This is a genomic window from Nitratireductor sp. J20-h4 (genome assembly GCF_056780505.1).
Map to the genome: position 1 here is coordinate 2,539,894 of NZ_CM165557.1, position 17,628 is coordinate 2,557,521.

Consider the following 17,628-nt stretch of genomic DNA (forward strand, 5'->3'; position numbering starts at 1 on the left):
CACCGATATTTTGCCCAAACCATGGCAAAACAAGTGCGCCGCCGCACCATGACGACACGGTCGCGGACAAGGCGCACGGGAGGAGAATGTGGGTCCGGCCGAAATCCATGCCGGCGAAAGCCTGATCCGGAGGCGCTATGCGCGCATCGGCTTTGTGGTCCTGGCCGCCACGCTGGTCTGCGGCGCGGCCCTGGCCTGGCTCGCCTATGCCTTCGGCAGCGCCCAGGCGCGCCGCGCGGTCGAGGCGTCTGCCAGCGAGGCCCTGGCGCTGCAGTCCGAAACGCTGTCGGGCGTGCTGGAGAAATACCGCCTGTTGCCGCCGCTGCTGGCGCGTCGCGACGACATCATCGCCCTGTTTTCGCTGCTGCAAGCCCCCGAGGAGCGCGATGCGGCGCGCCGGGTCGCCTTCGAGATCGCCGGCTATTCCGGCGCCAAGGACGTCGCCTTCGCCGATGCGACCGGGCGCATCTTCGCCTCGGCGCGCGGCATCTTCGACAATTCGCGCCTCAACGAAAACGCCCTGCTCGACGCCGCGCGACAGGGCCGTCTCGGCCGCGAGACCCGCTCGGACGACAATGAACGCGCCTACGTGTTCGCCGCCTCCGTCCGCCGCGACGCCGCGCTGATCGGGGTGATCGCGGTCTATGTGCGCATCGACCAGATCGAGCAGACCTGGTCGCTTTCGGCCAACCCGATCGCCGTCACCGACGCCGACGGCCTGGTCTTCATCTCCAACCGGCCGCAATGGCATCAGCGCCGTCTTTTCGGCCCCGTGGACGGCGACGCCGTTCTGACCGGCGGTCCCGGCAGCACCGGCACGGTCGCGGAGGCCGGCAAACCCGGGCTCGGTTATATCCCCGCCCGGCGCGACCTGCCGTTGATGGGCTGGAAACTGCACGTGCTGGCCGACCGCGCGCCGGTCGTTGCCGCCGGGCGCACGGCCAGCCTCGTCGTCGTGCTGGCGGCCCTGCTTGCCGGCAGCCTTTCCTTCTTCCTCGTCAAGCGCCGCGAGGCCTATGCGCTGCGCCAGGCCCGCGCGGACGCCGAAGCGCACCGGCTCGAACATCTGGTCCAGGAGCGCACCGCCGACCTGACCCAGGCCAACGCGGCCCTTGCCCACGAGGTCAGGGAACGCACCGAGGCCGAGGCGCAATTGCGCAAGGCCCAGAACGAACTCGTCCAGGCCGCCAAGCTGGCCGCGCTCGGTCAGATGTCGGCCACGCTCAGCCACGAATACAACCAGCCGCTGGCCGCCATCCGCACCTATGCCGACAATGCGACGGCGTTCCTGCAGCGCAACCGCGCCGAGTCCGCCCGCGAAGCGCTTGGCCGCATTTCCGGTCTCGTCGACCGCATGTCGGAACTGTCGCGCACGCTGTTGTCGTTCGCCCGCAAGCCGGGCACCGAAATCGGCGATGTCGCGCTTGCCCCGGTGCTGGAGGAGGCGCTGATGCTTGTCGGACCGAGGGCGCGCAACGCCGGCATCGAGATCCGGCGCGAGGCGATCGTGCCCGACCTGGTGGTGCGCGGCGGCAAGCTGCGCCTCACCCAGGTGGTGGTCAACCTGCTCAACAACGCGCTCGACGCGCTGTGCGGCATCGGCTCGCAGGGGCGGTCCGACACGCCTCTGGTCACGATCGGCGCGCGCCGCCTCGGCGACCGCGTCGCGCTGACGGTGGACGACAACGGCCCCGGCATTCCCGACGCGCTGCGCGAGCAGGTGTTCGAACCGTTCTTCTCCACCAAGGGGGTTGGCGAGGGCGTCGGCATCGGCCTGTCCATCGTCTACAATATCGTGCGCGAATTCGGCGGCACCGTGCACGTCTCCGGCGCGCCGGGCGGCGGCGCCCGCTTCACCGTGCAGCTGACGGCCGCCGCATCCACCCCGCATGCGCTCGCCAGGGCCTCATGAGCAACGCCCGCGTCCTGCTTGTCGACGACGACGACGATCTGCGCCCGGCGCTGGTGCAGGGTTTCGAGATCGAGGACCTCGCCGTCACCGCCTATCGCAGCGCCGAGGACGCGCTGCCCGACATCACCCGCGAGCTCTATGGCTGCGTCGTCACCGACATCCGCATGGCCGGCATGGGGGGCATGGATCTCATGCGCCGCTGCCTGGAGATCGACCCGGCGCTGCCGGTCGTGCTGATAACCGGCCACGGCGAGGTTGCGCTCGCCGTGCAGGCGATGCGCGACGGCGCCTACGACTTCATCGAAAAACCCTTCCCCGTCCACCGCCTGACATCTGTGGTGCGCCGGGCGATCGAAAAGCGCCGGCTGGTGCTGGAAAACCGGGTGCTGCGCGAAACGCTCGACGCCTCCGGCAACCTGGAATCGCGCCTGGTCGGCCGCAACCCGGCCATGCGGCGGCTGCGCGAGGAGATCGCCGCGCTGGCCGGCACCGACGCCGACGTGCTGATCCTGGGCGAGACCGGCTCCGGCAAGGAAGTCGTGGCGCGCGCCCTGCACGATTTCGGCGACCGCTCGCGGGGCAATTTCGTCGCCATCAATTGCGGCGCGCTGCCGAAGGATATTTTCGAAAGCGAGCTTTTCGGCCATGAGGCCGGCGCCTTCACCGGCGCGCAGAAACTGCGCGTCGGCAAGCTGGAACACGCCGACGGCGGCACCGTCTTCCTCGACGAGATCGAATCGATGCCGCTCGACCTTCAGGTCAAGCTGCTGCGCGCCATCGAGCACCGCACCGTCGAACGCCTCGGGTCCAACCGCTCGATCCCCCTCGACGTGCGCTTCGTCGCCGCCAGCAAGGCCGACCTCAAGGCCGAGAGCGAGGCGCGTCGCTTTCGCGCCGACCTGTTCTACCGGCTCAACGTGGCGACGCTGAAGATCCCGCCCTTGCGCGACCGCGGCGACGACATTCCGCTGCTGTTCACCCATCTGGCGCGCGAGGCGCGCGCCCGCTACCGCCGCGACATGCCCGAAATGACTCCGGCGCTTGAAGCCGAGCTCACCGCCCATGACTGGCCGGGCAATGTGCGCGAGCTGCGCAATGTCGCAGACCGCTGGGTGCTCGGGCTGTGGCGCGGCTTTTCGCCCGACGCCCCTGCCGCGACGGAGAACGCCAACACGCTTCAAGACAGGGTGGCCGCCTTCGAACGCTCGGTCATCGAGGCCGAATTGAAGCGCCATGGCGGGCGCCAGAAAGAAACCTACGAGGCGCTCGGGATTTCGCGCAAGGGCCTCTACGACAAGATGAAGAAGCTCGGGCTCGGCGGACAGGAAAATGGGTAGATATCCACCCATCCGGCCGGCGCGGTGTGTGGCCAACGTAACATCGCCGCGCTCCGAGGGCTGACTCATTGCCTGCGCAAAATCCTTTAGCCTCTTGATTTGAAAAGACTTTGCAAAAATGCGCGCTGGAGCGCCACAACTGGCACCGCTCTTGCATACATTCTGGCAAGCGGCGCATCCGCTGCCACGGCGCAGACCGCTGCCGCGTTCCCGAGCGGAGGGCTCGCCCGGCAGATGCCGTGGATTTGAATGCAAAACCGGGCCCCGGGCCCACCAAGTGGAGGACGATCATGAAAAAACTTCTTGGCGCCGTATCGGCGCTCGCCATGGCGCTGTTTGCCGGACAGGCCGTTGCGTCCGAGGGCTGCGACGATGGCGAGATGGTCATCAAGTTCAGCCATGTCGTGGCCGCGACCGGCCATCCCAAGGGTGACGCCGCCACGCTGCTTGCCGAACGCGTCAACAAGGAGATGGACGGCAAGGCGTGCATGGAGGTGTTCGCCAATTCGACCCTGTTCGACGACGACAAGGTGATGGAGGCGCTGCTTCTCGGCGACGTCCAGCTCGCCGCCCCGTCGCTGTCCAAGTTCGAGGCCTACACGCTGAAATACCGGCTGTTCGACCTGCCCTTCATCTTCGCCGACCTGAAAGCCGTCGGCGCTTTCACCGGCAGCGAGGCCGGCAAGAACCTTCTCAAGGTGATGGAGGACCAGGGTTATACCGGGCTCGGCTACTGGATGTCGGGCATGAAATATTTCTCCGCCAAGAAGCCGCTGCTGGTGCCCAGCGACGCCAACGGGCTGAAATTCCGCGTCCAGACCTCCGACGTCGCCGTGGCGATGATCGAGGCGATGGGCGCCTCGGCCCAGAAGCTGGCCTTCAAGGAGGTCTACGGCGCGCTGCAGACCGGCGTTGTCGACGGCCAGGAGAACTCCTGGTGCAACATCTACAAGCAGAAATTCTTCGAGGTTCAGGACGGTATCTCGGAGACCAACCACCAGGCGCTGGCCTATCTTCTGGTCACCTCGACGGAGTGGCTGAACGGTCTCGACGCCGAGATTCGCGACCAGTTCCTGACGATCACCGAGGAGGTCACCGCCGCCGCCAATGACGAGGTCGGCAAGAAGGAAGCAGACTGCCGCCAGGGTATTCTCGACGCCAAGGGCGAAATCCGCACCCTGACGCCCGAACAGCGGGCCGAATGGGTCAAGACCATGAAGCCGGTCTGGGACAAGTTCGAGGGCGACATCGGCAAGGACCTGATCGACGCCGCCGCGGGCGCCGGCTCCTGATCGTAAGAGACACGGCCACGGCCGGGGCGACCCGGCCGTGGCCTTCCTGCCGGCCGTCAGAGCGCGGCAGGTCCAGAACCGGGGGAACCATCCAATGGCATTGTTGTGGCCGATCCTTGGCCTGATCGCGCTCGTTGTGATCCTTTTCGCGGCCGAGCGACGCTGGCCAGAGGCGATCACCCGGCTTGAAGAAAACTTCATCGCCGCGCTGATGGCGACCATCACCCTGGTGTCGTTTTTCCAGGTCGTCGCGCGCTACGGTTTCAACACCGGCTGGAGCGGCGCGCTGGAACTGACCCGCATCCTGTTTGCCTGGCTGATCCTGTTCGGCATGAGCTACGGCATCAAGCAGCACATGCATCTGGGCGTCGACGCCTTCATCCGCTTCCTGCCCAAACCCGCCTTCCGCGTCGTGGCCGTGTTCGGCGCGTTCTGCGCCTTCCTCTACGCCTTCATGCTCTTGCATGCCGGCTGGCTCGCCTGGTTCGGGGTCGACGTCAGCACCAACTGGCGCCAGACCGGCGCCATCGGTTACTGGAAATTCATGTTCGACCGCGGCACCGGCCTCGACGATCTGCGCTGGCCGGAGCTGATCCAGTCGCTGTTCGGCACCCAGGAGCGGGTGCAGCGCTGGATCGCCTATCTGATGCTGCCGGTCGGCCTTTCGCTGCTCGCCTTTCGGTCTCTGGAGGCCATGATCGCCATCCTGCGCGGCGAGCGCGAACTGGTGATCGCCGGCCACGAGGCCGAGGAGCTCGTCTCCGAACACAAAGACATCCTGAAGGACTGAGCACCATGGAAGCCGCCATTCTGTTCGTTCTCGTCCTGGGTCTGTTGTTTCTCGGCGTGCCGGTCGCCGTGTCGCTCGGCCTGTCGTCGATCATCATCATCGCCTTCTTCTCCGCCGACTCGATGTCCTCGGTGGCGCTGCAGCTTTTCACCGCCTCGCAGAACTACACCCTGCTCGCCATCCCCTTCTTCATCCTCGCCTCCGCCTTCATGTCGACCGGCGGCGTGGCCAGGCGCATCATCCGCTTCGCGATCGCCACGGTCGGCCATTTCCGCGGCGGCCTGGCGATGGCGAGCGTCATGGCCTGCATGCTGTTTGCCGCGCTGTCCGGCTCCTCGCCGGCAACGGTGGTCGCCATCGGCACGATCGCCATCGCCGGCATGCGCCAGGTCGGCTACAGCAAGGACTTCGCCGCCGGCATCATCGCCAATGCCGGCACGCTCGGCATCCTGATCCCGCCGTCGATCGTCATGGTGGTCTATTCCGCCGCCACCGACGTGTCGGTCGGGCGCATGTTTCTGGCCGGCGTCGTGCCCGGCCTCGTCGCCGGGCTGATGCTGATGGCGGCGATCTACGTGCTGGCGCGCATCCGCAACCTGCCGGCCGAGGAGTGGAAGGGGTTCGGGGAAATTCTCGCCGGCGGCAAGGAGGCCGGCTGGGGCCTGTTCCTGATCATCATCATTCTGGGCGGCATCTATGGCGGCGTCTTCACCCCCACCGAGGCCGCCGCGGTCGCCGCCGTCTACGCCTTCTTCGTCGCGCTGTTCGTCTATCGCGACATGGGCCCGCTCAAGGGCGTGCGCTGGATCCAGGACACCGACAACAAGCGCGCCCGCGTCGGCTTTTCCGCCCTCGTCTACGCGCTCGCCTTCTTCTTCGTGTTCATGATCCTGTCGTTTTTCGTCACCGCCGAATGGGAAGGCGTGACGGCAGGCGGCCGCGCGCTCGTCGGCCTGGTCCTGTCGCTCGCCATCATGGTCGCCTACGCGGTGTGGCGCGACCGCGAATCCAATCCCTTCAACATTCCCGGCTACATCGTCGCCGGCCTGCCGATCTGGGGCCGCAATGTCGCGCTGATGGGTCGCAACTTCTTGCGCATGTTCTTCAACGAGGACACGCGCAAGGTCATGACCGACGCGTCGAAGACGACGATCATGCTGATGTTCATCATCGTCAACGCGCTGCTTTTCGCGCATGTCCTGACCTCGGAGCGCATTCCCGACGCCATCACCGACCTGATGATCGGCTACGGTTTCAACTGGTTCACCTTCCTGATCGCGGTCAACCTTTTGCTGTTGCTCGGCGGCCAGTTCATGGAACCTTCCGGCCTGCTCCTGATCGTCGCGCCGGTGGTGTTTCCGATCGCCATGGAACTCGGTGTCGACCCGGTGCATCTCGGCATCATCATGGTGGTCAACATGGAGATCGGCATGATCACCCCGCCGATCGGCCTCAACCTGTTCGTCACCTCCGGCATCACCGGCATGAGCCTGATCCAGGTGGTGCGCGCCGCCGCCCCCTTCGTGGCGGTGCTGTTCGCCTTCCTGATCCTGGTCACCTATGTGCCGGTCTTGTCGACCTGGCTGCCCTACAGCCTGATGGGCCCGGAGATCGTGACGCGCTGAGCCGGCGGCGGCGCGCCGGTGTTCTGACGGCCGGCTAGAACCGTCCTGCTTTCCGCGGAATCGCAGACCGGCTCCAACCTATTGCTTTGACGCGTTTCCGAACGGGGAACCGGCGTCCACTTCGCCTGGAAACGCTCTAGTTGAGGATCGCGATCGACAGGTTGAGAAGGGCGGCGAAACCGACCCAGGCCGCGTAGGGCACGAAGGCCATCGCCGACAGGCGGTCGGCGCGCCAGCGGTTGATCACGAAGCCGACGACGAGGACGAAAACGGCGACGATCACGGCAAATGCCGGCCACACGAGATGCAGTGTAAAGAAGACCGGCGACCACAGCCAGTTCAGCGCCATCTGTCCGTACCACAGCATCATCGCCGTGCCGCCGCGCCCGGCGAGGAAGGTCCGCCAGCCGGCAATGGCGATCAGCACGTAGAGCGTGAACCAGACAGGCCCGAAGATCCAGTTCGGCGGGTTGAACGACGGTTTTTGCAGGCCCGCATACCACGCGCCCGGCGCCGTGCCATACCCGATCAGGGCGCCGGCGCCAATGACGACGACCAGGAACACGGCCAGAACCGCCAGCGACCGCGGGCTGCGATAGTTGATATTCGACGTCATGGACATGCCCCGCCTACGCAACCGGCGCCCGTTTGGATTTCCCGATGGGCGTGACTGCGGGCGGACGCCGGTCGCCGCCTAACCGATCACCGAGCCGGCCGCCAGCCACAGCGCCGCCGCCGTCATCGCCAGATAGGTCATGTGGTGCAGGAACTGGTCGAAGCCGTGCATGGCCCAGAAGGCGGCCGTATCGGGGCCCTTGCAGCTTTTCATGCCGTGGCGCGCCTTGGCGTGGTCGATCAGGAAATGCACGGCGAATTCCGCCGCCATGAAGGCCGCCAGCAGCGGCAGACCAAGCCCGGCCAGAACCAGCGCCGGCACCGAGCCGAGCGCGTGCACGCCGGCGTGGCAATAACCGCCCGGCTGGTCGAAATGTCCCTTGGCGCGGATGACCCAGCGCGGCTGCAGCAGATAATCGGCGATGAAATGCTTGGCCTGCAGGCACGCAAGCACGCCGAACGCCAGCATCAATTCGTCGGCCAAATACAGCCTCCCCACAAGCACGACCGGACAACCCGCCGGGTGCCGGTATCGATCATGCGCTTGCACCACACTAGAACATGACGGCGGCGCAAGGAAACAGCGCCGGTCCTGCGTCAAACCGCCTCCGCCGGCGCTGGTTTGCGACCCCAGTCTCGCTATCAAAGCCGACCTTGCCAAGAGGCAGCGCGCGAAGGCGTCGGTGCGTCAATGTCGCAGGCCGCGCGCGGCGGCGCTCAAGCGGGCCCCGGATCACGACGACATCCGGCGCCTGCGCGAAAACAACGCCGCCGCCCAGAAGCTTGCCGCCAGAACCAACGTGCCGGCGATCACCGCCAGCATGACGCGATCATAATCGCCGTTGCGCGCCCACAGCGCTGCCGCGGCCAGCGGCGCCAGCGCCTGCACGAGATGCATGGGAGCCGTCAGCGCGCCGTTGATCGCGCCGTAAGCGTTGCGGTCGACCATCTCGGGAACCGCCAGCCCGCGTACGATCGTCAACACGCCATTGGCTGCCCCGTAGAAGAGCGCGACCGGCGCCAGCAGCCAGAATTCGGCCGGCGCGAAAGCGAAGCCGGCGGCCGCGAACGGGAACGCCAGCACCGCGACCGACCCGATCCGGCGCACGGGCGCCTCGGCCATGAAAAACCACACCAACACCCGCCCCGCTACCTGGGCCGGCCCGATCACCGCGATCACGCCGACGACGGCGGCCGGCGCGAGCCCTTTTTCGAGCAGGATCGGGTAGAGATGGAAGGTCAATATCGAAAACGCCGCCGCGTAGGCGACCAGCGCCAGGACCAGCGCCCAAAACACCGGTCTGCCGGCGGCCACGACCACGGCGCGGCGTCCCGTAACGGTCGGACGGTCGGCGGCGCCGGCAACGGCAACGGCAACGGCAACGGCCTGATCCCTGGCCGGATCGATGGCGAAGACATAAAGTGGCGCGCATATCAAGATATTGACCAGGCCGAGGCCGATCAGCGCACCGCGCCAGCCCACCTGATCGAGCAGGAACTGGATCAGAGGCACGAAGACGGTGCTTGCGAACCCGCCCCACAGGGTCAGCGCGGTGATGCCGCGCCGCGCGCCGCTCGCCCCGGCGCGCCGGGCGATCACCGCGAAGGCGGGTTCGTAAAGAGTGGCCGCATGCAGGCCGCCGATCGCGGCGAAGATCAGGTAGAAGCCGTACAGGCTTTGGACGCGCGACCACATAATCAGCAAAAGGCCGGCCGCCAGCGCGGCCGTCGCCATCACGACGCGCCCGCGCCCGCGATCGATCGCCGCACCGACCGGGTAAGCGGCGAGACTGGCCGCGATCAGGCCGATCGTGACGGCAAGATAAAGATCCGGCTTGGCCCATCCCAGGTCCCGCCGCATCGCCTCCGCGATCAACGGAAAGGAATAATAAAGCGACCCCCAGGAGCATATCTGCGCAATACCGAGCGCGGTGATCATCGCGAGCAAGGTCGGAGCAGAGGGCGCATAGCCGCGCCCGGGAACAGCGTTCACGCCGCCGTGCCGCAACAGGTTGTGTTTTGGGTTGCCTTTTCGTCCGGTCGCGCCGCGCCTTCGCTGCAGCCGCACCCGTCGCTCCCCTGCGCTTTGGCCTCGGCGTCCTTGGCACAGCAGGCCTCCACCTCCGCTGGCGCCGGCCCGCCGCAGCAGCCGGATTGCCCTTCGACCCCGGTCGTATGCTCGCCGCGCGACGCCGTCGGTTTGGGTCTCAACATCCTTTGATCCTTCCTTGCGATGCGCCATCTGCAGCCGGCAACGCAGTGGCATCGCTCACCGGCCGGCAGTTGGCGTCGGCACAACACTCGTCCGCGAGATAGCCGATCAGAGCCTGCATATGCGGATAACTGGCGCGACAGATCAGGGTCGTCGCCTGCCGCTCCCGTTCCACCAGTTCGGTGTCCACCAGCCGCCTGAGATGGTGCGACAGGGTCGAGGCCGGGATGGCGAGTTTTTCCTGAACATGGCCGACCGCTAGGCCCGCCGTGCCGGCGCGCACCAGCACACGATAGAGTTCGAGCCGGGTGGTATTGCCCAGCGCCTCGAGTTGCCGCGCGGCTTGTTCGATTTTCATGGAAATAGCATGGCGACCGCGCCGCCGCGGGTCAAGCTTATTTCGAGTATCGTCGAATTATGGGGCGGGCTGCGATCAGGCGGCGCTCTTACCGCCGCTACCGATTACCACCTAGCCATCCTCCTTGACGAAGGAGGCGATCTGCACATTCGACAGTAGTGCGAACACGCGTTCGAACGGGCGGCAGAGCGCGGTGCCCCTGGGGCTTTCCACGATCGGCCGGTTGATCAGGACCGGATGCGCGATCATGGCCTCGATCAGCGCATCGTCGCTCCAGGCGCCCTCGCCCAGGCCGAGTTCGTGATAGGGCGCGGCCTTGTCGCGCAACACATCGCGCGGCGTCACGCCCATCGCCTCAATCAGCGCGACCAGTTTCTCGCGCGTCGGCGGTGTCTTGAGATATTCGATCACGACCGGCTCGACGCCCGCGTCGCGGATCGCGGCAAGCGTCTTGCGCGACGTGCCGCAGGCCGGGTTGTGATAGATGGTGGTCGTCATGCGTGTCTCGTTGTTCTATTTGCTATCGGGCTCGGGCGGAAACCAGTGCCGGGTGCGGTTGGCGAAGGCGACCAGCGACAGCATCACCGGAACCTCGACCAAGACGCCGACCACCGTGGCAAGCGCCGCGCCCGAATTCAAGCCGAACAGGCTGATGGCGACGGCCACGGCCAGCTCGAAGAAATTGGACGTGCCGATCAGCGCGCAGGGCGCCGCGACATTGAACGGTATTTTCCACGCCTTCGCCGCCGCATAGGCGAGAAAGAAAATACCGTAGGACTGGATCAGCAGCGGCACGGCGATCAGCACGATCAGTATCGGCCGACCAACGATCACATGGCCCTGGAAACCGAACAACAGCACCACGGTGATCAGAAGGCCGATCACCGAGACCGGTTTCAGCGACGCGGTGAAACCCGAAACGGCCTCCTGCGCGGCGCTGCCGTCGGCGCGCCGGGTGAGCCAATGGCGCGTCAGCGCGCCGGCGACAAGCGGGATCACCACATAGAGGCCGGTCGCCAGAAGCAGCGTCTCCCACGGCACGGCGATGTCGGTGACGCCGAGCAGCAGCGCGACGATCGGCGCGAAGGCGAAGATCATCACCACGTCGTTGAGCGACACCTGCACCAGCGTATAGGTGGCGTCGCCGCGCGTGAGCTGGCTCCACACGAACACCATCGCCGTGCATGGCGCAGCCCCCAGGAGGATCAGCCCGGCAATATATTGCTGCGCATCGGCCGGTTCGATCCAGGGCGCGAACACATGCTCGAAGAACAACACGCCGAGCGCGGCCATGGTGAAGGGCTTGACCAGCCAGTTGACCGCCAGCGTCAGCACCAAGCCCTTCGGCCGGTCGCCGATCTGGCCGAGGCTGGAAAAATCGACATTGACCATCATCGGAAACACCATCGCCCAGATCAGCACGGCGACGACGAGGTTGACGGAGGCGTATTCGAGACCGGCGAGCAGGCCGAACAGACCGGGCACCAGATTGCCGAGCGCGATGCCGGCCACGATGCACAGCGCCACCCACACCGACAGATATTTCTCGAAAAAGCCGATACCGCCGGCAGACGGCGCGGCGCGGTTGAAAACCTGGTCTGTCATGAGATTGTCCTGCGGCGTTCGGTCAGGGATCATCCGGCCTCGGCGACATCGCCACCGATGGCGTCGAGCCGCGTTTGCAGCGTCAGCTGGTCGATCGAGGCGAGCGGCAGGCTGGTGAAGACGACGATGCGGTTCGACAGCATGCGGTAGGCATCGGCGAAGGCGAGGTTTTTCTCCGCCTCCGTGCCCTCGGCCGCGGCCGGGTCGGGCACGCCCCAATGCGCCGACATCGGCTGGCCGGGCCAGATCGGACAGCTTTCCGCCGCCGCGCTGTCGCAGACCGTGAAGACGAAATCCAGCACCGGCGCGTCGGGCCCGGAAAACTCCTCCCAGCTCTTGGAGCGCGCGAAACCGGTGTCGTGGTTCATCGCCGCAAGCAGCCGCAGCGTGGCGGGATGGACCGCGCCTTTTGGCTGCGAGCCGGCCGAAAACGCCCTGAAGCGCCCGTTTCCGACGCGATTGAGGATCGCCTCGGCAAGGATCGAACGGGCGGAATTGCCCGTGCACAGAAAAAGGACGTTGTAGACCCGTTCGCTCATGACACTCCTGTCCACGTATCGTGCTCGGTTGCTTCGTGTTCGTCCCGCCGCAAGCAGGTCGCCGCCGCGATCGCCGGCCGGCACAGTTCCGGCGCGCCGTTGCAGCAATCCTCCATCAGGAAGGCGAGCAGGTCGCGAAACCCGGTCATGTCGGCGGCGTAGCACACGCTGCGGCCCTCGCGCCGCGCCGCGATCAGCCCGGCCCGGTCGAGCACCTTCAAATGCGCCGACATGGTGTTTTGCACCGTCGACAGGCGCGCCGCGATCTCGCCGGCCGCAAGCCCGTCGGGCCCGGCGCGCACCAGAAGGCGAAACACGTCCAGCCGGGTCTCCTGGCCAAGCGCGGCCAGCGCGTCCAGAGCGGCTATCTTATCCATATTTCCAGAAATCCGGATATTTCGACTTGCGGTCCTCTAACCCGCGCGACCGCGGCGCGCAAGTAAAAAATCAGGGGTGGACGCGCGATCGTCCGGCTGGGGCGCGGTCACCCCGACGCGCCTGCCCGGACAGTCGAGCCATGGCGCCGGCGCGCCGGCCGCGCGATGCGACCCGCGCCGCCGGGGCCGGCTTCACAGATTGTACTGCTCGCGCGCGTAGTCGCCGAGGCCGACGGCGTCGAGCCGGGCCAGCGGGGCGAGCAAGGTGACCTGGATGACGCCGGGCGCGCGGCCGATCTCGATCGCGCCGTTGATCGTTGCCCGGTTGCGCACCTCGGCAACGCTCAGGCCGAGCAGCGTCGCCGCCCGCTGCAGCCCGTTGTCGATCGCCGCGTTCATGTCGGCCGCCGTCCCGATCACGGAAACCGGCGCCAGCTCCTCGACCGTATCCATGCCCCACCCCTTGGCCAGCCGCAGCGCGCGGGCGCGCTCGTCGGCGCTGAACGGCCGCGCCAGCGGCGGCAGGTCCTCCAGCAGCGGAAACAGCACCGGCCCGTCGATCGGATACTCCTTCACCACCTCGACCTGCAGCGTCACGCTGCCGGCGACGTCCATCGTGTGGCTGGCGATCTCGCCGTCGCCCTGGGCGGCGTGCATGTCGCCCATATAGACGCCGGCCCCCTTCACCTTGACCGGCGCGATCAGGATCGCGCCCGGCCGCACGGCATCGATATCCATGTGGCCGTCGGTCTTGTGGGCCGCCAGTTGCTCGGCCGTGATCGCATAGTCGTGCGGCGCGCCGACCAGGAAGGCGCCGAAATCGCCCGCATTGTGCGAATCCGGCAGAGCGTGCGACGGCGTGGTGCCAAGCTGGCCGAGGAAGGGCCGCATGCGCACCATCACGCCGGCCATGTCCGACGGCGCGAAGGCGAGGATCGGATGCTGCACCGAGCGGTCGGGCAGCGCGGCGTAGTGATGGGCGTTGCGCGCGATCGTCTCGGCCGCCGCCTTCGGCACCGTGACGCCGACCTGGCGCGTCTCGTCGAACACGACCGTGTAACCGTGCACGATCTCGAACGGTTTGACCGCGTTGCCGCAGCGGTCGCACTTGACCGCGTCCTGGCCGATCCCCTCGAGATGGGTTTCCGGCCACAGCGCGTCGCAGGTCGGGCAGCGCGCCGCGACATAGGGATCGCCGAGGCAGAACCCTTCCGGCGAGGAATCGTGGCCCGACGCCGTGGCGAGCGCGGTCACGGTGATGTCGCGGATGCGGATCGCGATGCCGTCGCCGGGCTCGGCCCCGTCGACATGGACCGGCTGCGTCACCTCGTGGCCGCCGCGCAGGCGCGGCGTGATCATCGGCCCCCAGCAGCCGGGCGCGGTGTTGGCGATGATGGTGCCGCCGTTCTCGACCGGGCCGAGCATCGGCGCGTCCGGATCGAGCACGCTGTTGGTGAACCCCTGAACGACGACGCTGCGCCGCGGCGCGGCGGAAATGTCCGCTGGTTTGTTCATGGTCTGGATGGCTCCTCTCATGCGCGTGGATCACCGCTCCGGCGGGAACGTCCGGCGCGTTCCGGCGTCCCGCCCTGCGTGACGACAGGCTAGGCGCACCGCCGGCGTCTGACCAGCGCGCAGTCGCGCCTGCCCGATGGGCCATGGAAGGAGGTGAGGTGGCGCCCGGACAAGACAACATCATAAAACAAGCTGCAGTCCAAGTATCACAAAAACTGCAATGAACATCGTTTCACCCACGATCAGCACGACGGATTGGGGTGGAATGTCAAGAATCCGCTTAAGATCGGTTTTGAACCCTACCGCCGCGATCGCCGCCAACATCGCCCAACGGGCGATGTCCCAGAATAAGGCTTGCAGCCAACCGGGAATAAGGCCGAACGAATTGCATATGGCGAGAACAACAAACACCGCCACGAACCCGGGAATTATCGGAGGCTTGTTTGCGTCGCTATGCTGCTGAATTCTGAGTATCCGCAAGACCAACGTAAGGATCAAAACGAAGGGAGCGAGCATGGACACGCGGATCAGCTTGACCGTGGTAGCTGTCTCGCCAACACTGTCCGAAATCGAGAAGCCGGCCCCAACGACCTGGGCGACATCATGGATCGTCCCACCAAGGAAGACGCCTGAAGCCAGCGGATCCATACCAAGCGATTGGGTAATGATCGGATACACCACCATGGCAACCGTGCTGAGCAGCGTGACGCCGAATACAGTGAACCCGAGGTTCCGCTCCGAGAACTCGTTCCGTGGCAGTATGGCTGAGATTGCCATTGCAGCGGATGCGCCGCATATCGCGACCGCACCACTCGTAAGTATGGCGAGCCTCCAGCCGCGGCCGAGCGCGCGCGCGCCGAAATATCCGAAGAAGAGCGTTGCGATCAGCGCACAGACGACAAGGACGACGACGCCCCAACCGAGCTCGTTAAACACCTCGAAGCTGATCCGCGCACCGAGAAGTGCAACGCCGATCCGGAGAATTCTCTTCGAGGCAAAGTCGATGCCAGGCGCCGCTCTCCGGCTTTCGGAGGCGACGGGACGTATCGTCATGCCGAGCAGCAGGGCCATCAGCATGGCCGGCACTCCATAGTGGTCTGACAAGAACCGAGCGGCGAGCGCGACCAGACCACAAATGACGATGCCGTGCGCAAGACCGCGCACTCCGCAATTCAGACGATCTCTTTCGACGAGACTTGCCGTTTCCTCGACCGGAACCTCACTGCCGACCCGGCTGCGCACGGGTTCGCCGCTATCGCTGGTTTCCACTGTTTCGCTCAATCCAAAGGGCGAGCGTCAGTCCGCCGGAGAAATGTCGCCATATTCTCTATGCTGACCTTGAGTAAGACTCCGGGCAAAACAGCCAGGAAAACCGGAGCAACGACGGAAAAGCGCCGACGATGCTCAAATCTATTCTTGGGGTAGGTGCGATCCGTCACTTCGCTCTGGTCTCCCTGTTCAGATGCCTATCCAGGGATCAGTTGCTCGATCGCAGCCCCAGCATGTCACGTGCCTCCTCGCAACTCGCCACCTTGAAACCGACGTCGTCGACGATCCGTCGCGCCTTCTCGACCATCGCCGCATTGTCGGGCGCCATCTGGCCGCGGCTCAGATAAACCGCATCCTCCATGCCGATGCGGGCATGGCCGCCGGCGACAACCGTCTGCGCGACCATTGGAAACGCCCAGCGGCTGGTGGCAAATCCCGTCCAATGCGACCCGGCCGGCAACTGGTTGCGCGCATAGAGCAATGTTTCCGGCGACGGAACGAAGCCGTAGTTCACGCCCATCACAATCGAGCACAGCGGATCTGGCTGGATCGTGCCCTGGCGCACAAGCGCGTTGAGGATCGCAATGTCGCCGGAATCGAACAGTTCCAGTTCCGGCCGGATACCCGCGTCATACATGGCCGCAGCCATGACGCGGATAGAGTCGAGCGTATTGATGACGACCTCATTGCCGAACACCATGGTGTTCAGGTCGAGCGTGGCGATGTCCGGTCGCAGCGCGACCACATGCTCCACCCGCCGCTCCGGACGAACGAGATTGGTACGCGGCCCGGCGACTGCGGGATCCGCATCGGACGGATGGTAGCGCCCGCCTGGACCGCAGGTGAGATTGATGATCAGGGTCCTGTTCTCATTGCGGATGCGTTCCACGACCTGACGATAGAGATCGACTTCCATCGATGGTTTCTCCGTCTCCGGATCGCGGACATGGATATGGACGATGGTCGCGCCGGCTTTTGCCGCATCGAGGCAGGCTGTCGCGATCTCCTCCGGCGTGATCGGGAGGTTCGGATTCTGCGCGCGGGTCGTGAAATTGCCCGTTATCGCGCACGTCAGGAATACGGAACTCATTCTATCCTCCCAGATCATTCATCGTTCGCGCCGCAGGGCCATCCGACCCTGGCCGGGACGCATCAAATGAAACATTTGTCGTGACATCGTCTTGCGGGCGTCATTCCTGCGCGATCACGCTGTCCAGCCACGGGCAGTTGATCGGCTCGCCGCTGCGCAATCCACGGCTGGCGGCGTCCATTGCCATGGAGCGCATTTCTCGCCGCACCTCGTCGGGCAGGTAGAGACGCTCGTGCCCCCAGTAACTGGGGCCGTCGAAGGTCTCGTGCGCCTTCCAGATTTCCGGGTCGATCACACGCGCGCCCCAGCCGTACTCGACGAAGAAGCCAGACGGGGAGCGCGAATAGAACGAGGTCATCCAGTCGTTGGAATGGCGGCCCAGCGTGTAAGCAACGACCTCGGCTTCCTGGGCCAGGTCGTAGCCCTGGCCGACATCGTCGAGGCTGAAGAGTTCGAGCATAAGGTGATGGAAGCCGGTGCGGCCGGTCTCGACCATCGCGAAACTGTGGTGCCGTCCATTTATGTGGAAAAAATAGAGCTTGTTGGGATGGTGCGCGTAGTCGGTGACCGCAAAACCGAGAAGGTCGCGGTAAAAGGCGATCATCGGCGCAATGTCGACGACGTGAAAAACCGCGTGCCCCATCCCCAGCGGCCCCGTCTTGAAGCCAGTGATCGGGCGGCCCGGCACGAACGGTTCGGTATCGATCTGCGGCTTCCAGAATACCTCGACGGAATTCCCGGCCGGATCCCTGAACGCAATCAAATCGGTGACGAAGCGCTCGTCCGCCAGCGCGCGCGACCCGCGCGAAACCTCGAATCCGTTTGCCTCCAGCCGCGCGCCCAGCAGGTCGAGATCGTCCCTGCGCACCACTTCCCAGCCGACGAACGACGCGGCGTCGGGTCGTGAATCGACGATCAACCTCTGCTTCCGGTCATCCATTCGAAACGCGGACACGCCGCGCGCCCGGTCGACCCGCTGCATGCCGAGAATCCCGGTGGAGAACCGGTTCCAGTCCTCCAGCCGCTCCGTTCCGACCCCGACATATCCAAGTGCGGCGATGCCCATGGCGCTTCCTCCCAGTCGACCAGCCG

Annotated in this window: 17 protein-coding genes; 5 read left to right on the forward strand and 12 right to left on the reverse strand. The window is 65.8% G+C overall.

The window, feature by feature from the left end; all coding sequences use genetic code 11:
- Window positions 1-88: 88 nt before the first annotated feature.
- The 5 genes from ACT2B0_RS12350 (at window position 89) to ACT2B0_RS12370 (ending at window position 6,956) form a co-directional block, all read left to right on the forward strand.
- Complete coding sequence (locus ACT2B0_RS12350; protein ID WP_473465236.1) at window positions 89-1,912, forward strand: sensor histidine kinase; 1,824 nt, start codon at window positions 89-91, stop codon at window positions 1,910-1,912.
- Entirely contained in the window at window positions 1,909-3,249 is a 1,341-nt protein-coding gene (locus ACT2B0_RS12355; protein WP_473465239.1) for a sigma-54-dependent transcriptional regulator, read from the forward strand. The genes ACT2B0_RS12350 and ACT2B0_RS12355 overlap by 4 nt, the downstream gene beginning before the upstream one ends.
- A gap of 290 nt (window positions 3,250-3,539) precedes the next feature.
- On the forward strand, window positions 3,540-4,541 hold the full coding sequence (locus ACT2B0_RS12360; RefSeq protein ID WP_473465242.1) for a DctP family TRAP transporter solute-binding subunit: 1,002 nt from the start codon (window positions 3,540-3,542) through the stop codon (window positions 4,539-4,541).
- A 94-nt stretch (window positions 4,542-4,635) separates the two neighbouring features.
- Window positions 4,636-5,331 carry a TRAP transporter small permease gene (locus ACT2B0_RS12365; RefSeq protein WP_473465245.1) on the forward strand — a complete coding sequence of 232 codons (696 nt, stop codon included), beginning with the start codon at window positions 4,636-4,638 and terminating at the stop codon, window positions 5,329-5,331.
- A gap of 5 nt (window positions 5,332-5,336) precedes the next feature.
- Window positions 5,337-6,956 carry a TRAP transporter large permease gene (locus tag ACT2B0_RS12370; RefSeq protein ID WP_473465248.1) on the forward strand — a complete coding sequence of 540 codons (1,620 nt, stop codon included), beginning with the start codon at window positions 5,337-5,339 and terminating at the stop codon, window positions 6,954-6,956.
- A gap of 136 nt (window positions 6,957-7,092) precedes the next feature.
- On the opposite strand, the gene ACT2B0_RS12375 is transcribed toward ACT2B0_RS12370, so the two are convergent.
- The 12 genes from ACT2B0_RS12375 to ACT2B0_RS12430 form a co-directional block, all read right to left on the reverse strand.
- Window positions 7,093-7,572 (reverse strand): TspO/MBR family protein, encoded by a 480-nt coding sequence (locus ACT2B0_RS12375; RefSeq protein ID WP_473465251.1) that lies wholly within the window; start codon window positions 7,570-7,572, stop codon window positions 7,093-7,095.
- 78 nt (window positions 7,573-7,650) lie between these two features.
- Entirely contained in the window at window positions 7,651-8,055 is a 405-nt protein-coding gene (locus tag ACT2B0_RS12380) for a DUF3307 domain-containing protein (protein WP_473465253.1), read from the reverse strand.
- 249 nt (window positions 8,056-8,304) lie between these two features.
- Window positions 8,305-9,564, reverse strand: a complete 1,260-nt coding sequence (locus ACT2B0_RS12385; RefSeq protein ID WP_473465256.1) for an MFS transporter — start codon at window positions 9,562-9,564, stop codon at window positions 8,305-8,307.
- A gap of 214 nt (window positions 9,565-9,778) precedes the next feature.
- Complete coding sequence (locus ACT2B0_RS12390; protein WP_473465259.1) at window positions 9,779-10,141, reverse strand: ArsR/SmtB family transcription factor; 363 nt, start codon at window positions 10,139-10,141, stop codon at window positions 9,779-9,781.
- A gap of 111 nt (window positions 10,142-10,252) precedes the next feature.
- Entirely contained in the window at window positions 10,253-10,639 is a 387-nt protein-coding gene (gene arsC, locus ACT2B0_RS12395) for an arsenate reductase (glutaredoxin) (RefSeq protein ID WP_473465263.1), read from the reverse strand.
- 15 nt (window positions 10,640-10,654) lie between these two features.
- Window positions 10,655-11,746, reverse strand: coding sequence for an ACR3 family arsenite efflux transporter (gene arsB / locus ACT2B0_RS12400; protein ID WP_473465265.1), 1,092 nt, complete (start codon window positions 11,744-11,746; stop codon window positions 10,655-10,657).
- A 29-nt stretch (window positions 11,747-11,775) separates the two neighbouring features.
- Complete coding sequence (locus tag ACT2B0_RS12405; protein ID WP_473465268.1) at window positions 11,776-12,285, reverse strand: arsenate reductase ArsC; 510 nt, start codon at window positions 12,283-12,285, stop codon at window positions 11,776-11,778.
- A complete protein-coding gene (locus ACT2B0_RS12410; protein WP_473465271.1) occupies window positions 12,282-12,662 on the reverse strand; it encodes an ArsR/SmtB family transcription factor in 381 nt (126 codons plus the stop codon). Before ACT2B0_RS12410 ends, ACT2B0_RS12405 begins: the two co-directional genes overlap by 4 nt.
- A 192-nt stretch (window positions 12,663-12,854) precedes the next feature.
- On the reverse strand, window positions 12,855-14,177 hold the full coding sequence (locus ACT2B0_RS12415) for an acetamidase/formamidase family protein (RefSeq protein WP_473465274.1): 1,323 nt from the start codon (window positions 14,175-14,177) through the stop codon (window positions 12,855-12,857).
- Window positions 14,178-14,357: 180 nt separating this feature from the next.
- Window positions 14,358-15,353 (reverse strand): YeiH family protein, encoded by a 996-nt coding sequence (locus ACT2B0_RS12420; protein WP_481658484.1) that lies wholly within the window; start codon window positions 15,351-15,353, stop codon window positions 14,358-14,360.
- Between the two features lie 301 nt (window positions 15,354-15,654).
- On the reverse strand, window positions 15,655-16,536 hold the full coding sequence (locus ACT2B0_RS12425) for a beta-keto acid cleavage family enzyme (protein ID WP_473465280.1): 882 nt from the start codon (window positions 16,534-16,536) through the stop codon (window positions 15,655-15,657).
- Between the two features lie 100 nt (window positions 16,537-16,636).
- Entirely contained in the window at window positions 16,637-17,602 is a 966-nt protein-coding gene (locus tag ACT2B0_RS12430; protein ID WP_473465283.1) for a VOC family protein, read from the reverse strand.
- Window positions 17,603-17,628: the final 26 nt, after the last annotated feature.

What these genes read in the sequence shown, in the direction of transcription:
- ACT2B0_RS12355 (WP_473465239.1), top strand. Translation starts at nt 1,909, where the DNA reads ATGAGCAACGCCCGCGTCCTGCTTGTCGACGACGACGACGATCTGCGC.
- ACT2B0_RS12360 (WP_473465242.1), top strand. Translation starts at nt 3,540, where the DNA reads ATGAAAAAACTTCTTGGCGCCGTATCGGCGCTCGCCATGGCGCTGTTT.
- ACT2B0_RS12365 (WP_473465245.1), top strand. Translation starts at nt 4,636, where the DNA reads ATGGCATTGTTGTGGCCGATCCTTGGCCTGATCGCGCTCGTTGTGATC.
- ACT2B0_RS12370 (WP_473465248.1), top strand. Translation starts at nt 5,337, where the DNA reads ATGGAAGCCGCCATTCTGTTCGTTCTCGTCCTGGGTCTGTTGTTTCTC.
- ACT2B0_RS12375 (WP_473465251.1), bottom strand. Translation starts at nt 7,572, where the DNA reads ATGACGTCGAATATCAACTATCGCAGCCCGCGGTCGCTGGCGGTTCTG.
- ACT2B0_RS12390 (WP_473465259.1), bottom strand. Translation starts at nt 10,141, where the DNA reads ATGAAAATCGAACAAGCCGCGCGGCAACTCGAGGCGCTGGGCAATACC.
- arsC (WP_473465263.1), bottom strand. Translation starts at nt 10,639, where the DNA reads ATGACGACCACCATCTATCACAACCCGGCCTGCGGCACGTCGCGCAAG.
- arsB (WP_473465265.1), bottom strand. Translation starts at nt 11,746, where the DNA reads ATGACAGACCAGGTTTTCAACCGCGCCGCGCCGTCTGCCGGCGGTATC.
- ACT2B0_RS12405 (WP_473465268.1), bottom strand. Translation starts at nt 12,285, where the DNA reads ATGAGCGAACGGGTCTACAACGTCCTTTTTCTGTGCACGGGCAATTCC.
- ACT2B0_RS12410 (WP_473465271.1), bottom strand. Translation starts at nt 12,662, where the DNA reads ATGGATAAGATAGCCGCTCTGGACGCGCTGGCCGCGCTTGGCCAGGAG.
- ACT2B0_RS12415 (WP_473465274.1), bottom strand. Translation starts at nt 14,177, where the DNA reads ATGAACAAACCAGCGGACATTTCCGCCGCGCCGCGGCGCAGCGTCGTC.
- ACT2B0_RS12425 (WP_473465280.1), bottom strand. Translation starts at nt 16,536, where the DNA reads ATGAGTTCCGTATTCCTGACGTGCGCGATAACGGGCAATTTCACGACC.
- ACT2B0_RS12430 (WP_473465283.1), bottom strand. Translation starts at nt 17,602, where the DNA reads ATGGGCATCGCCGCACTTGGATATGTCGGGGTCGGAACGGAGCGGCTG.